Annotated in this window: 13 protein-coding genes; 7 read left to right on the top strand and 6 right to left on the bottom strand. The window is 52.9% G+C overall.

What is annotated here, in order from left to right; all coding sequences use genetic code 11:
- Positions 1-18 precede the first annotated feature (18 nt).
- Positions 19-336 carry a hypothetical protein gene (locus MKZ07_RS12715; RefSeq protein ID WP_036698517.1) on the bottom strand — a complete coding sequence of 106 codons (318 nt, stop codon included), beginning with the start codon at positions 334-336 and terminating at the stop codon, positions 19-21.
- 388 nt (positions 337-724) lie between these two features.
- On the opposite strand from MKZ07_RS12715, the gene MKZ07_RS12710 reads away from it, so the two are divergent.
- The 5 genes from MKZ07_RS12710 (at position 725) to MKZ07_RS12690 (ending at position 6118) form a co-directional block, all read left to right on the top strand.
- Positions 725-1486 carry a DeoR/GlpR family DNA-binding transcription regulator gene (locus MKZ07_RS12710; RefSeq protein ID WP_036698516.1) on the top strand — a complete coding sequence of 254 codons (762 nt, stop codon included), beginning with the start codon at positions 725-727 and terminating at the stop codon, positions 1484-1486.
- Positions 1487-1525: 39 nt separating this feature from the next.
- Complete coding sequence (pfkB, locus tag MKZ07_RS12705) at positions 1526-2437, top strand: 1-phosphofructokinase (RefSeq protein ID WP_036698514.1); 912 nt, start codon at positions 1526-1528, stop codon at positions 2435-2437.
- A 46-nt stretch (positions 2438-2483) separates the two neighbouring features.
- A complete protein-coding gene (locus MKZ07_RS12700; protein WP_036698512.1) occupies positions 2484-4433 on the top strand; it encodes a PTS fructose transporter subunit IIABC in 1950 nt (649 codons plus the stop codon).
- 176 nt (positions 4434-4609) lie between these two features.
- Positions 4610-5110 carry a Crp/Fnr family transcriptional regulator gene (locus MKZ07_RS12695; protein ID WP_036698511.1) on the top strand — a complete coding sequence of 167 codons (501 nt, stop codon included), beginning with the start codon at positions 4610-4612 and terminating at the stop codon, positions 5108-5110.
- A 321-nt stretch (positions 5111-5431) separates the two neighbouring features.
- Complete coding sequence (locus MKZ07_RS12690) at positions 5432-6118, top strand: YitT family protein (RefSeq protein ID WP_036698508.1); 687 nt, start codon at positions 5432-5434, stop codon at positions 6116-6118.
- 187 nt (positions 6119-6305) lie between these two features.
- Here MKZ07_RS12690 and MKZ07_RS12685 read toward each other — a convergent pair whose 3' ends face one another.
- The 4 genes from MKZ07_RS12685 to MKZ07_RS12670 all read right to left on the bottom strand — a co-directional run bounded on the left by MKZ07_RS12685 (position 6306) and on the right by MKZ07_RS12670 (position 9079).
- Positions 6306-7043 carry a class I SAM-dependent methyltransferase gene (locus MKZ07_RS12685; protein ID WP_036698506.1) on the bottom strand — a complete coding sequence of 246 codons (738 nt, stop codon included), beginning with the start codon at positions 7041-7043 and terminating at the stop codon, positions 6306-6308.
- Positions 7044-7121: 78 nt separating this feature from the next.
- On the bottom strand, positions 7122-7394 hold the full coding sequence (locus tag MKZ07_RS12680; RefSeq protein WP_036698505.1) for a PQ-loop domain-containing transporter: 273 nt from the start codon (positions 7392-7394) through the stop codon (positions 7122-7124).
- 129 nt (positions 7395-7523) lie between these two features.
- Positions 7524-7958, bottom strand: a complete 435-nt coding sequence (locus MKZ07_RS12675) for a MarR family winged helix-turn-helix transcriptional regulator (protein WP_036698504.1) — start codon at positions 7956-7958, stop codon at positions 7524-7526.
- Positions 7959-8047: 89 nt separating this feature from the next.
- Positions 8048-9079: an NADH:flavin oxidoreductase/NADH oxidase gene (locus tag MKZ07_RS12670; RefSeq protein WP_036698503.1), complete on the bottom strand. Its 1032-nt coding sequence runs from the start codon at positions 9077-9079 to the stop codon at positions 8048-8050.
- A gap of 197 nt (positions 9080-9276) precedes the next feature.
- Here MKZ07_RS12670 and MKZ07_RS12665 point away from each other — a divergent pair, with 197 nt between their 5' ends.
- Together MKZ07_RS12665 and metE are read left to right on the top strand one after the other, a co-directional pair.
- Positions 9277-10137: an undecaprenyl-diphosphate phosphatase gene (locus MKZ07_RS12665; protein WP_036698502.1), complete on the top strand. Its 861-nt coding sequence runs from the start codon at positions 9277-9279 to the stop codon at positions 10135-10137.
- A 194-nt stretch (positions 10138-10331) separates the two neighbouring features.
- Entirely contained in the window at positions 10332-12632 is a 2301-nt protein-coding gene (gene metE, locus MKZ07_RS12660) for a 5-methyltetrahydropteroyltriglutamate--homocysteine S-methyltransferase (protein WP_341026017.1), read from the top strand.
- A 189-nt stretch (positions 12633-12821) separates the two neighbouring features.
- On the opposite strand, the gene MKZ07_RS12655 is transcribed toward metE, so the two are convergent.
- Positions 12822-12974, bottom strand: coding sequence for a DUF1540 domain-containing protein (locus MKZ07_RS12655; protein ID WP_076154452.1), 153 nt, complete (start codon positions 12972-12974; stop codon positions 12822-12824).
- Positions 12975-13340: the final 366 nt, after the last annotated feature.

Raw genomic sequence — 13340 nt, 5'->3', positions numbered from 1 at the left:
TTTGGACAAAATAAACGTTCAACGCAGCCGGCGGGACTTTCGTCTGGCTGCTTTTTTTTTGCGGTTTTGCACGAACAACACCGGGTCGATGTCTGTAGCTACCTTCCCGCCTGTTTCCTTGGTGACCTGCTTGGCTTTTACCAGAGAGAAAAAAGCAAACAGTTCCCCGAGCACACCGAAGCCGGCAGCAATAATCGCATAATCCTCTGCACTAAGCTCCTCTGTTTCAACAGGGCCGTTACTGCCTCCCGCTCCGTGGCCGTTAATGCCGCTGCTACTGCCGTTCCCGCCGTTCCCGCCCGCGCTGCCATATCCGTTGTTATTGTAATAGGCCATCTCCTGTTCACCCGCTTTTCCCCATATGTAATATAAATATGTTGCTCGCTGCCATTGTGAAATGGGCAATCGGGAGGTAATTTGCCGAAACAGATGATATAGTGACAGGCTGAAATGAGCAGAAATGAGCAGGGAATGATCCGATTCTTAAAGCAGCGGTGAATTCGGTTGGAATAACTGGGTTAAACTCATGATTTTATGGCGAAAAATAAGCAGAGAAAGCCTCTTTACAGTTCATGAAAACGCTGTTACAATCATAAATGAGCACAAATGATCAACATCGATCACAAATGATTTAGGTCCAGTCATCTTTTCTTTCAATTCAGTAGTTACTGTATATATAGGAATCCGGCAGCGGGTAGCTGCACATCCTAAAGGAGTGAGCTGCATGTTTGAAGAAGAACGCAAACGGATGATTCTGCTGTTTGTCGAGAAGCATACAAGAGCCTCGGTTCAAGAGCTGGGCCAGGAGCTGTCCGTCTCGGAATCGACCATCCGCCGGGACCTCAAAGAGCTGGAGGAAGCGCGGCTGCTGAAGCGTACGCATGGCGGGGCAGTGTCCCTGCAGAGTGTGAATTTTGAAGCGGCGGTTTCAGACAAGGAAGACCGGTTTCTGGAGGAGAAGCTGCGGATTGCCGGGAAGGCTGTGGAGATGATTGAGGATGGCGATGCCATTCTCCTTGACGGCGGTACCACCACCCTGCAGATTGCCCGGGCGCTGAAATCGTTCCGTAATCTCAAGGTCATTACCAACTCGATCATGGCGCTGAACGAGCTGAAGGACTGCCGTCATATTGAGGTGTCCATTACAGGCGGGATGCTAAGGCCGGACACTATGGCTTTTGTCGGGCCGATGACTGAACGTTCGCTGGACATGGTACGGGTGGATAAGGCTTTCCTTGGCACCAACGGGCTGGATATCCGCGAAGGGATTACGACGCCGAATATGCTGGAAGCGGCCACGAAGCGCAAAATGATCGCAGTAGCGAAGCAGACGATCCTGCTGGCCGACCACAGCAAAATCGGGCAGATATCCTTCTGTAAGGTCGCAGATCTGCAGGAGATGGACCACTGCATTCTGGATACGGGGATACCGGATAGCTTCCGGAGACAGCTTGAGAAGCTGGATGTGGATTATACACTGGTGTGATGGGATGGGAAGACAAACATTATAAATGAGGGATGAATGATGATCTATACGGTGACACTCAATCCTTCCGTCGATTATATCGTGGAGGTAGAAGAGTTAACATTAGGCGGACTCAACCGGATGAAGCGGGATATGAAGCTGCCTGGCGGCAAGGGCATTAACGTATCCCGTGTACTGAAGCAGCTGGGCGTTGAGAATACGGCCACGGGATTTCTTGGCGGCTTCACCGGAGGCTACATTGACACCTGGCTGGGCCAGGAAGGGATATCCCGCGACTTCGTTCCTATTGCGGACGATACCCGGATCAATATCAAGCTTAAGGCAGGCCAGGAGACGGAGATTAACGGTGCTGGTCCTGTCATTACGGAGACCGAGACGGCTTCGCTGCTGCACAAGCTGGAAGCCCTGAAGCCGGGTGACATTGTGATTCTGTCAGGCAGCACGCCACCTTCGCTGGGCGGAGATTTCTACAGCAGGCTGATTGCAGTATGCAAGCAGAAGGGCGCGGAGTTTGTTATTGATACGACCGGGCAGGCCTTGCAGGACGCATTATCCCAGGGACCGCTGCTGGTCAAGCCGAATCACCATGAGCTGGCAGAGCTGTTCGGTGTTCAGATCAGTACCCGGGAGGAGATTATCACTTACGGACGCAAGTTGCTTACGGGCGGCGCCAAGCATGTGCTGGTCTCCATGGCTGGAAAGGGCGCATTGTTCATTACAGGGCAAGAGGTCTACCATGCCAGCGCTCCTAAGGGCCAGGTGAGGAATTCAGTAGGTGCGGGAGATTCGATGATTGCCGGATTCGTTGGCACCTTGTCGCTGACAGGGAATGTGCTGGAAGCCTTCCGTGCCGGTGTGGCATCAGGAAGTGCCACAGCATTCTCCGATGATCTGGCAGACCGGGCATTGATTGAAGAGCTTCGTCCGCTTATTGCCATATCTCAGCTATGAATAACAGAGGTAAGAGGTTCAAGTACATTCGGGGAGTTGAGATTAGATGAAAATTACAGATTTAATGATACAGGAAACGATGATTATGGAGCTGCAGGCTACCACGAAGGAAGGGGCCATTGACGAGCTGATTGCCAGTCTCGCGGCCAGCGGACGCATCACGGATGCGAAGCTGTTCAAAGAGAAGATTCTGGAGCGTGAAGCCCAGTCCAGCACAGGCATCGGCGGAGGCATTGCCATGCCGCATGCCAAGACCAAGGCCGTTAAGGAAGCCACGGTGGTATTTGCGAAGAGCAGCGCCGGAATTGATTTTGCCTCCTTGGATGAAGCCCCGGCCCATATATTCTTCATGATTGCCGCGCCGGACGGAGCTGGAAATATGCACCTGCGAACACTCGCTGCACTGTCCAGGTTGCTCATTGAAAGCGAATTCATCGAACAGCTCATGGGTGCCAAGACACCTGCCGAGGTGTCCGCCTTATTCGATGCCAAGCAAGCGGAGGCTGAGGCCCAGGCAGAAGCGGAAGCCAAGGCAGCGGAAGTGAAGGCTGCTCCGAAGGCAGCCGCACCGCAAGCTGAACCGGCACGGATCATTACCGGGAACCCGGATTCACAGAGCTTCGTAGTTGCTGTAACAGCCTGTCCCACTGGAATCGCCCATACTTACATGGCCGAGGATGCCCTCAAGAAAAAGGCCAAGGAGATGGGCATTAATATCCGCGTTGAAACCAACGGCTCGGAGGGTGCGCAGAATGTGCTGACTGCAGACGAAATCGCCCGGGCCAGCGGGGTCATTATTGCCGCTGATAAAAATGTAGAGATGGAGCGCTTCAGCGGCAAACCAGTGCTTCAGCGTCCGGTTAGCGACGGTATCCGCAAGTCAGAGGAACTGATCCGGATCGCAGTTGCAGGAGATGCGCCTATCTACCGCGGCTCTGGACGCAGTGACGAAGGGGCAGCGCCTGTAAAGTCCGGTTCTATTGGAAGCAAAATTTACAAAGACCTGATGAACGGCATCTCGCATATGCTGCCGTTCGTAGTCGGTGGAGGTATTCTGCTGGCGATCTCCTTCCTGATTGAACAGGTGGCCAGTCCCGACAATCCGCTGGTTAAGCTGCTGCAGAGCATTGGCGGCGGTGACGGAGCCTTCCACTTCCTGATTCCGATCCTGGCCGGATTTATCGCGATGAGCATCGGCGACCGGCCTGCGCTTATGCCAGGTATGGTCGGCGGTCTAATGGCACTCAACTCCAATTCAGGCTTCCTCGGCGGTCTGGCGGCAGGGTTCCTGGCTGGTTACGTTGTGGTTATGCTCCGCAGAGCCTTCTCGGGCCTGCCGCGCACACTGGACGGACTGAAGCCGATTCTGCTCTATCCCGTATTCAGTCTGCTGATTACCGGCGCGATTATGTTCTTCCTGTTCGATCCGTTATTCAGCTGGATCAATGGGGGACTGACCGATGTGCTTAATAATCTGGGCACAGGCAACAAGATTCTGCTGGGCTTGGTGCTTGGCGGAATGATGGCCATTGATATGGGCGGCCCGTTCAACAAAGCAGCTTATACCTTTGCCATCGGCGTGTTTACGTCCAGCGGCAATACGAACGGAATGATGATGGCCGCAGTCATGGCTGGAGGGATGGTACCTCCGCTGGCGATTGCCCTGGCCACCTCATTCTTCAAGAATAAATTCACGGAGACCGAACGTAAATCCGGTGTAACCAACTATGTGCTGGGCTTATCCTTCATCACCGAAGGAGCCATTCCATTCGCTGCGGCTGATCCGCTGCGGGTGCTTACCTCCTGTATCCTGGGCTCTGCCGTAGCCGGCGGACTTACCCAGCTGTGGAACCTCAACGTTCCCGCACCGCATGGCGGTGTGTTCGTAGCCTTCCTGTCCAGCAATGCCGCGCTGTTCCTGTTATCTGTGCTGATCGGCTCCGTGATTTCCGGGCTGATCCTTGGGCTCTGGAAGAAGCCGATTGAAGCGAAATAACCTATTTTACCTTTCCCTGAAACCGCCTGGGAGCAGAGACCATTCTCTGCCCCCGGGCGGTTTCTTTACCATTGAACTCGTGAATAATGGCTGTTTTACGCTTGCCCCTCCATTTTGGTGTCTTATTTCGGTATAATTAACAATAGATATACAGAGAAGGCAAAGGAGAATGCGAAATGATTTTGCACAGAGGTGAGGTCTTATTCCGCCAGGGAGACGGCGGCCAGAACCTGTTCAAGGTGAAGAGCGGACTCTTCAAGGTCACGAGACTGCATGAGAACGGGAACATGGTACTATTCAACCTGTTATATCCGGGAGAGACTGTTCCGCATCATTCCCTCATTTCGCCGAAGGAGGCGCATGGAACCGCAGTGGCAATGATGAAAAGTGAGGTAGAGCTGATTCCGGCTGCAGAATGGTACCGGGAGCTGAAGGAGAAGCCTGAGAAGGTGATGGAGATCGCCCTTTTGCTTCAGGAGAAGGTGCGGTTCATGCAGACGAGGCTTGATCATCTCACTGTTGGGACGCCGGGGGAGCGGATGGCTCTGCTGACCCGCTGGCTGACCGAATATTCTCATGGCGCACAGCTCACAGATCTGCTGACACAGGAAGAGATCGGACAATTGATCGGCGTCCGCCGCGAGACCGTCAACCGTCTGCTGAGAAATCAGGGCTGATTGCTTATTTTTGATGGAAACTGTTTAGAGTGGCCCTTCCGCGTGGTATAATCTATTCAGAACATATCAAACTAAAGAAAGGATCAGGATACCATGTGTCCCCGAAGGACGATTCCCCAAAGGACGATTTGGAAACGTTATGATCTGTCTTATACTTAGCTTCCCTGTAGAATGTGCGCGAACCGTTGTTCATTGACGAAGCCGCTTCTGCGAAGGGAAGGGAGTATTGTATGCGAAGGAGCAACATCTCCTCAGGTATAACCCATCGTAGAGGCTGGCACGAACGTCTAGCCGCCATATACGATAAGGGGAGACCGAGTAATGAGGAAACAAGACAGTGGCATGAGTTTGCCGCTCCGGTTAGCCATTATTTTGACCGGAACACTATTGCTTGCATTTACGTATTATCACATTAATTATCAGAACCACTTGACCGAAGGCGGATTCGTAGGATTGTCGCTGCTCGGCAAGTATGTACTGGGGATTTCACCATCACTAAGCATCCTGATTTTGGACATTCCGGTACTCATCATCGCAATCATTTTCAAAGGAAAATCATTCGTAGTGAACACCTTCATATCCGTAGTGGCTTTCACGGTATTCTACGGGCTGATGGAACGCTATTCCGGCTGGGTTATTGACCTGCAGGATAACTTGCCCGTTGCGGCATTGTTGTCCGGGGTATTGACAGGTCTGGGCGCAGGAATGGTCCTGCTGGGCGGCGGGGCGAGCGGCGGGGACGATATTTTGTCCGTGCTGATCAGTGAATGGAAAGGTATTAAGGTAGGAACCGTATTTATCCTGATGGATGTAATCGTTCTGGCTTTTTCCCTCTTCTATATGCCGTTAAGAGAAACGCTGTATACGGTGATGGCTGTAGTTGTAGCCGGTTATGTAATCACTTTTACAACCTCTCTAGGCAGACGGAAGCTGGTTCAGGCACCTAAGATTCCGTCCGCACTTGCCAAGACTCAGGAAGGCACAGTGAATGTGAATAATGCAATGTGAACTCCGTGAACCACGGGGATGATAAAAGGTCAGCGGACTACCGTCCGGCTGGTCTTTTTTTTGTGATTTTTTTAAAATATAAGAATATATATGTTTCACACGATAATTTATCCTTCTATTTCTCGCTGAAACGGTACCGTCTTTAAAAGGACGGCAAAGCCGTTTCTACTTGTGAAATAAGGTCCGGCTATTCCTGCTTCACCGCTGACAGCAACAGGAACATCGGACGCCGCGTCTCCTCCTGCCAGGCCGGATTCTTCTCCAGCATCTCAGGGGTCGGCTGCAGCTCAGATAGCTGTTTCAAGCCGAAGCCTGATTCGAGCAGTGTACCCAGATAGGTGGCGGTGGTCCGGTGGTATTTTGCAACCTTGTATTCGAGAAAATCAGCCAACCTTAGCCCTTCCAGATGATAGTTGTCTACGGGCCAATGCTGCTTCTCCCCGTCCGGACTGTAATGCCAATCCTGCGCGGCGAGCGCGGTGAAGATCGGATGCTCTACAGAGAAGACGAAGGCTCCCCCGGGCTTCAGGCAATGCCGGACCTGGCGGCAGAGGCTGCCGAAATCTTCAATATAGTGGATCGCCAGCGAGCTGATTACGGTATCAAATTGTTCTGCCCCGAATGCGGCATCCTCAATCGCGAGCTGGAGATACTCAATCTTCGGGTCGTCCGTCATCGCACGGGCACGTTCCAGCATATTGGCGGAGAGATCTATGCCTACGACGGAAGCCGCCCCTTGCTCCCGGGCATACCGGCAATGCCAGCCGAACCCGCAGCCCAGATCAAGCACCCGCTGGCCCGCCAGATCAGGCAGCAGGGTACGGAAGACCTCCCATTCTCCGGCAGCCTCCAGTCCGCCCGTAGAGCGGGGCATCTGGCTGTAATTCGCAAAAAAACCCGCGTCGTCATACTTATTTTGCTTCATTCACTGAACCTCCTACATCCATTTGTTACAGAAAGTATAACGCAGATTGGACAGAGGTGCAGCCTTAAGAGTACTTTGTTACCCTTCTGGACGGTAGCGGATAATCAGCAGGACAACCGTTGTTACAACGGCCAGTGACAAGGTATTGGTGATCAGAAAAGCAAGTCCGACCCCCTGCGCGGCCAGGTTAACCGCATAAGCCTCCATTAGAAGGATGCCCAGCAGCATCAGCAGATAAGCTTTCAGACTGAGATCTGCAACCGAACGGGTCCTGAAGATCTGCACAATCTGCGGAATCCAGCCTACCGCGAGAATGAGACCGCCAACCAGCTGCATAGCTGTGAATAACATACGTTGCACCCCGCTATTCTTATATTCTTAATAGTATGGTGTATGCTCAGGGGGAGAGGGAGGTTCAGACAAAAACCCGCCGCCCTTCGGGAGGGACGGCGGGTTCACCCGGCGGGCGTCTGCCCGGGTCTAGGATTGCTTCAGCTGGATAAGCTGCTCCAGCAGCTGCTGCGTGTCGTCTACAGGAAAGGCTTCCTGCAGCACTTCATTAACGGTCTGCTTCGCCCGGTCAACCTTGTCTTGACCAATAGCAGTCAGGGACGTATAGATGCTTCTGCGGTCTGCCTCGCAAGACTTGCGCTCCAGCGCTCCGCAGCCCTTGGCTTCGAAGCGGCTGACCAGCCGGGACACAGCACTCTGGCTAAGTCCGACCATCGATTCCAGCTGTTGGAGCTTCAGCTTTTGCTCAGGGGCTTCGGACAGAAACAGTAATACGTAGAATTCCTTAAGCGATAACTCATAGTTCTCGGTCAGCTTCGCTTCAAGGACTGCGGCCACCTTCATCTGTATCAGAGAGAGTGATAACCAGCTGTTAATCAGATCATTTGAAGGGGGGTTAGTCATGTCTTCCATCCTCCCGGTGTGTACCTGTAATGAAAAGTAGTTGTTATACAGTATACCATCACCATAGGCAAGCTGCTGACGAATTCTCCTTAACGCGGGAATCCAAAAGCATACTGCTTAGGGATATCTGCGTCTTTGCGCAGCGCCACACTGGCTTCCAGCGTCCAGTAAGGATTACGGAGCATTCCCCGGCCCACTGCCACCAGGTCAGCTTCTTCATTGCCGATGACGGCATTGGCAAGAACCGCTTCATCCAACCGGCCGACAGCAATCACCGGTACGTTCAGCTCCTGGCGGATGGTTCTTGCCAACGGTAACTGATAGGCTGCATGGTTGCCCGGTCCATTCTCTGCGTCAACTGCTCCCTCACCGCCTGAACTGATATGGAAAATATCGGCCCCTGCTTCCATATAAGCTCTGCTGATCTCCAGACCCTCTTGAAGACCGTAGCCGCCTTCCACATATTCTCTGGCGGAAATCCGCATGATTAGCGGCATATCCTCAGGCATCACGCTCTTGGCGGCAGCGATAACCTCCCGGCCGAACAAGGTCAGATCCAGTCCGTACTCATCAGTCCGCTGGTTGGTCAGCGGCGAGTGGAACTGGTGAATCAGATAGCCATGGGCGCCGTGCAGCTCAATAGTGTCGAACCCGGCCTGAACCGCACGCTCTACGCCCCGTTTGAATTTCTGGACCATGTCTTTAACCTCCTCTGTCGTCAAGGCATGGGGAGTCTTGGACTTGCCGTCAAAAGGAATAGCAGAAGAGGAGACGGGAACCTTGGCATCCTCCGCCTTGCGACCGGCATGGGCCACCTGAATTCCAATTTTGGCTCCATGGGCATGACTGGCTTCCACAATCCGCGCCAGCGCAGGAATCTGCTCATCAGACCAGAGACCCAGATCATAATCGGTAATCCGGCCGTCCGGGTCCACATCAGCCATCTCGACAATGATCAGTCCGGTGCCGCCGACAGCGCGGCTTACATAGTGGTTGTAATGCCAGTCGTTAGCGATTCCATCTTTATTGGTAACTGAATATTGGCACATGGGCGGCATAACAACCCTGTTCTTCAATTTTAAGCTTTTATACTCATAGGGGGTGAACAGATCTTTGGTCATCCTTCTCGCTCCTTCGGTTTGCTTGGGATAGTTAATTATAAATGCATGCGCATGCATATAAATATAAAACGTACCTTCCGTCCTGTCAAGTCAGCGTTATGAATTAAAATTTGCAATACTGCAAGGGACTTGTAAGTTTCAGAAATAGCTGTGTGAGTTTACAATTATTATATTGAAAACAATAAAGGGGGATCGCCATGGAGCTGCTGACCATTGTGAAAGCAATCATCCTGGGAATTGTGGAAGGGCTGACCGAATTTGCTCCGGTATCCTCGACAGGCCATATGATCATCGTTGATGATATGTGGCTTACATCGCAGGAGTTCCTGGGGAAGTATACGGCCAACTCCTTCAAGGTAGTGATTCAATTAGGCTCCATTCTTGCGGTCGTCATTATTTTCCGTAACCGGTTCATTGATCTGCTGGGCTTCGGGAAGCTCAGCCGCAAGGACTTGGCCGTAGTGCCGGAAGGGCAGCGGCAGGCTCCGGCGGAAGGACGGTTGAAGCTGACACATATCCTTGTCGGATTGCTACCGGCCGGAATCTTTGGATTTCTGCTGGAGGATTACATCGATGAGCATCTGTTCTCTACCTTTACTGTGCTGATTGGACTTGTGGTTGGAGCATTATTTATGATCTGTGCCGACCGTTTTGCGCCTGCGAATGCCCGGACTGAGAGTGTGGATCAAATTACATATAGGCAGGCGCTATCAGTCGGATTGATCCAATGTATCTCCCTGTGGCCGGGCTTCTCGCGGTCGGGTTCGACGATATCCGGCGGGGTTCTGCTGGGCATGAGCCATCGTGCGGCAGCCGACTTCACCTTCATCATGGCGGTGCCGATTATGGCTGGGGCGAGCCTGATTTCACTGCTGAAGAACTGGCAGTATTTTACGCTGGATGCCTTGCCGTTCTTCATTGCCGGGTTCATCAGTGCCTTCGTATTCGCACTGGTATCGATGCGTTTCTTCCTGAAGTTGATTAACCGGATTAAGCTGCTGCCCTTCGCGATCTACCGGATTGTACTTGCGGGTGTGGTCTATCTGATCTGGTTTTGATTTCGTCGTGACCCAATGTCTAAGCTGCTCCTTGATCATGGGGGGCGGCTTTTTTTGGCGTTCTGCTATAGGGAATCTGTATAGCCGGATTGCTTGGAATCTGTTGCGGGGCGCGGGAGGCGTGCAGTAAGATGGCATCAGATTAAGGCTTGGAGACAAAAGCGACAGACAATTATACAGAGGAGTGGACACCTATGAGTAAAGGAATCAAGACAAGCAGCCTCGGTTATCCGAGAATCGGGAAGAATCGTGAATGGAAGAAATTATTGGAGGCTTATTGGGCCGGGAAACTCGATGAGCAGAGCTTCCGCTCGCAGATGGAGGATATTCAGCTTCAGCATCTTCAGACCCAGCAGCAGGCCGGAATTGATCAGATTCCGGTGGGCGATTTCACCTTCTATGACCATGTGCTGGATACCGCCGCCATGTTCGGAATCGTACCGGCGCGTTATGGATATAAGGGCGGAGAGATTCCGCTGGATCTGTATTTTGCAATGGCGCGCGGCAATGCAGAGGCCCCGGCCTGCGAGATGACCAAATGGTTCAATACGAATTACCATTACATTGTGCCTGAGATCGGCAGCCTGTCCCCGGTATTGACAGCGAATAAACCGCTGGAGGCTTACCGCTTCGCCAAGGAGCGGGCAGGCATTGAGGGCAAGCCGGTTATAGTCGGACTGTATACCTTCCTGAAGCTGTCCAAGGGCTTCCCGGCAGCAGACATCGCCGCCGTTGCCGCACGCTTCCTCCCGCTGTATGTCCAGCTGCTGCAGGAGTTGCAGGCGGAAGGAGTAGCCTGGGTACAGATCGATGAACCGGCGATTGTTACCGGCTTAACGGCTGAGGATACCGCACTGCTCCAGAACATTTACAGTGAGATTGCTGCTGCCGTACCAGGACTGAACCTGATGCTGCAGACGTACTTCGAAGCTGCGGAGCCGCTTGAAGCACTTCTGGCGCTGCCTGTGCAGGGTCTAGGTCTTGACTTCGTGCATGACGGCGGCAAGAATCTGGAGTCGGTTGCACGCCTGGGCTGGCCGCAGGATAAGGTACTCGGCGCCGGTATCCTTGACGGACGCAACATCTGGCGCGCCGATACCGATGCCAAGCTGGAGCTGGTAGCGAAGCTGCTGACCTATGTGCCCCAGGAGCAGCTGATTCTCCAGCCTGCCTCAAGCCTGCTGCATGTGCCTGTAACGGTTGAGGGCGAGGTCAAGCTGAAGGCTGCGGTCAAGAATGCCTTGGCATTCGCCAATGAGAAGCTGGCCGAGCTGGTTCTGATTGCGGCAGCCGTGAACGAAGGAAGAGGGCGTTATGCCGCTGAGCTGGAGCGCAGCCGTGAGGTGCTGGCCGTATTCCGTGCCCTGCCGGAGCGCGGGCGTGAGGATGTAGCAGAGCAGGTGCGTGCCCTTGCCCAGCTGCCGGACCACCGCAGTCTTCCGTTCGCCGAACGTGTGAAGGTACAGCAGGAGAAGTGGCGTCTGCCGCTGCTGCCGACCACGACCATCGGCAGCTTCCCGCAGACGGCTGAAGTCCGCCAGGCCCGTCTGAAATGGCGCAAGGGAGTCTGGAACCAGGAGCGTTATGACTTGTTCATCAAGCGGCAGATCGCTGAGGCGATTACGCTTCAGGAGGAGCTTGGTCTGGATGTGCTGGTACACGGAGAGTTCGAGCGTACGGATATGGTGGAATTCTTCGGCGAGAAGCTGGCCGGCTATCTGTTCACCGCAGGCGGCTGGGTTCAGTCGTATGGCTCACGCTGCGTGAAGCCGCCGGTAATCTATGCCGATGTTGCCTTTATAGAGCCGATGACCGTCAAGGAGAGCGTGTATGCCCAGTCACTGACGAAGCTGCCTGTTAAAGGAATGCTGACCGGACCGGTCACGATCCTGAACTGGTCCTTTGTCCGCGATGATCTCAGCCGGGAAGCGGTGGCCGGACAAATCGCCCTCGCCCTGCGTCATGAGGTATCCGCGCTCGAGGAGGCTGGTATCGAGATGATTCAGGTCGATGAGCCGGCGATCCGCGAAGGTCTGCCGCTGAAGGCAAGAGATCATGAGTATTACCTGAACTGGGCGGTGAAATCCTTCCGTACCGCCACGAATCATGTCAAGGATACCACGCAGGTGCATACGCATATGTGCTACAGTGAATTTAATGATATGATCGGTTCGATCTCGGCGATGGATGCGGATGTCATCTCCATTGAGACCTCGCGCAGCCATGGTGAGCTGATCGTCAGCTTCGAGGAGCAGGAATACGACAAGGGGATTGGACTGGGTGTGTATGATATCCACAGTCCGCGTGTACCGGTGGTAGAGGAGATGACTTCGGCCATCGAACGTGCGCTGCGCGTGCTGGATGTCCAGCAGTTCTGGATTAATCCCGACTGCGGACTGAAGACACGGGGCTGGGAAGAGACCACAGGCGCACTGCGCAATATGGTGAAGGCGGCGGTACTGGTAAGAGAGCAGCACGGCGCAGTGACCCGTTAAATGGCGGAGCTGTTCCGCTTAAGATTCTTAGATTTGCACAGAAAAACCACTGCAAGCGGGAGAGTACAGTCTCCGGCCCGCAGTGGTTTTGTTTTAAAGGAAACACTTGATAATAATTCTCATTCTTGATAGAATGAGAAAAGAAAGAAGGAACCTGTGGAGGGCTCCTTCATATTCTGCAATGATTCATTATTTACTTTCGAAGGTTTTGCAATCTGTTTCCTCAGATTGTGTAGGCTGCTTGGAGCTGTGGTAAGCAACGAAGATGGAATCAGCGTTGCATTTGTTCTCTTCAGCCCAGTAGGTGCAAGAATTAACTGCGCACAATACGTCTTTTGCCATGAGGGTTCACCTCCTCTTGTAGTAGTAGGCAACATAAATCGGCAAGAAATCAATTGCAGCTGCCCGGGCAAGGTGGAGCTTGTCCGAATAGCGCCATAACCTTATTCTATGCGAATAGGGTTTTTGGTGTTTTTTTGCCGTTTTATCATCGTAATTGTAACAAATAAAGAGTTATTACGCAAACAGGACCACACAGGGCAATTCATCGCTGAATGGTCTTTTTTGTTATTTTCCGTAAATGACTGCAACCTTCCAGCTTTTGGAACGTCAAGAGGGATAGGCGCGGAACGGACCGATACAGATAACGGCCTTTCGCTACAGAAGCTGAAACACCGTAAGCAGTATACAATTACACTTTATGGAGGA

The sequence above is a fragment of the Paenibacillus sp. FSL P4-0338 genome (assembly GCF_038002365.1).
Taxonomy (GTDB): domain Bacteria; phylum Bacillota; class Bacilli; order Paenibacillales; family Paenibacillaceae; genus Paenibacillus_AQ.
This window is presented reverse-complemented; position numbering and strand designations above follow the sequence as displayed.

Bases quoted from the DNA above. Each gene is read 5' to 3' on its own strand.
- MKZ07_RS12685 (WP_036698506.1), bottom strand. From the start codon at position 7,043: ATGAAGCAAAATAAGTATGACGACGCGGGTTTTTTTGCGAATTACAGC.
- MKZ07_RS12710 (WP_036698516.1), top strand. From the start codon at position 725: ATGTTTGAAGAAGAACGCAAACGGATGATTCTGCTGTTTGTCGAGAAG.
- MKZ07_RS12655 (WP_076154452.1), bottom strand. From the start codon at position 12,974: ATGGCAAAAGACGTATTGTGCGCAGTTAATTCTTGCACCTACTGGGCT.
- MKZ07_RS12700 (WP_036698512.1), top strand. From the start codon at position 2,484: ATGAAAATTACAGATTTAATGATACAGGAAACGATGATTATGGAGCTG.
- MKZ07_RS12675 (WP_036698504.1), bottom strand. From the start codon at position 7,958: ATGACTAACCCCCCTTCAAATGATCTGATTAACAGCTGGTTATCACTC.
- MKZ07_RS12715 (WP_036698517.1), bottom strand. From the start codon at position 336: ATGGCCTATTACAATAACAACGGATATGGCAGCGCGGGCGGGAACGGC.
- pfkB (WP_036698514.1), top strand. From the start codon at position 1,526: ATGATCTATACGGTGACACTCAATCCTTCCGTCGATTATATCGTGGAG.
- MKZ07_RS12695 (WP_036698511.1), top strand. From the start codon at position 4,610: ATGATTTTGCACAGAGGTGAGGTCTTATTCCGCCAGGGAGACGGCGGC.
- MKZ07_RS12665 (WP_036698502.1), top strand. From the start codon at position 9,277: ATGGAGCTGCTGACCATTGTGAAAGCAATCATCCTGGGAATTGTGGAA.
- MKZ07_RS12690 (WP_036698508.1), top strand. From the start codon at position 5,432: ATGAGGAAACAAGACAGTGGCATGAGTTTGCCGCTCCGGTTAGCCATT.
- MKZ07_RS12680 (WP_036698505.1), bottom strand. From the start codon at position 7,394: ATGTTATTCACAGCTATGCAGCTGGTTGGCGGTCTCATTCTCGCGGTA.
- metE (WP_341026017.1), top strand. From the start codon at position 10,332: ATGAGTAAAGGAATCAAGACAAGCAGCCTCGGTTATCCGAGAATCGGG.
- MKZ07_RS12670 (WP_036698503.1), bottom strand. From the start codon at position 9,079: ATGACCAAAGATCTGTTCACCCCCTATGAGTATAAAAGCTTAAAATTG.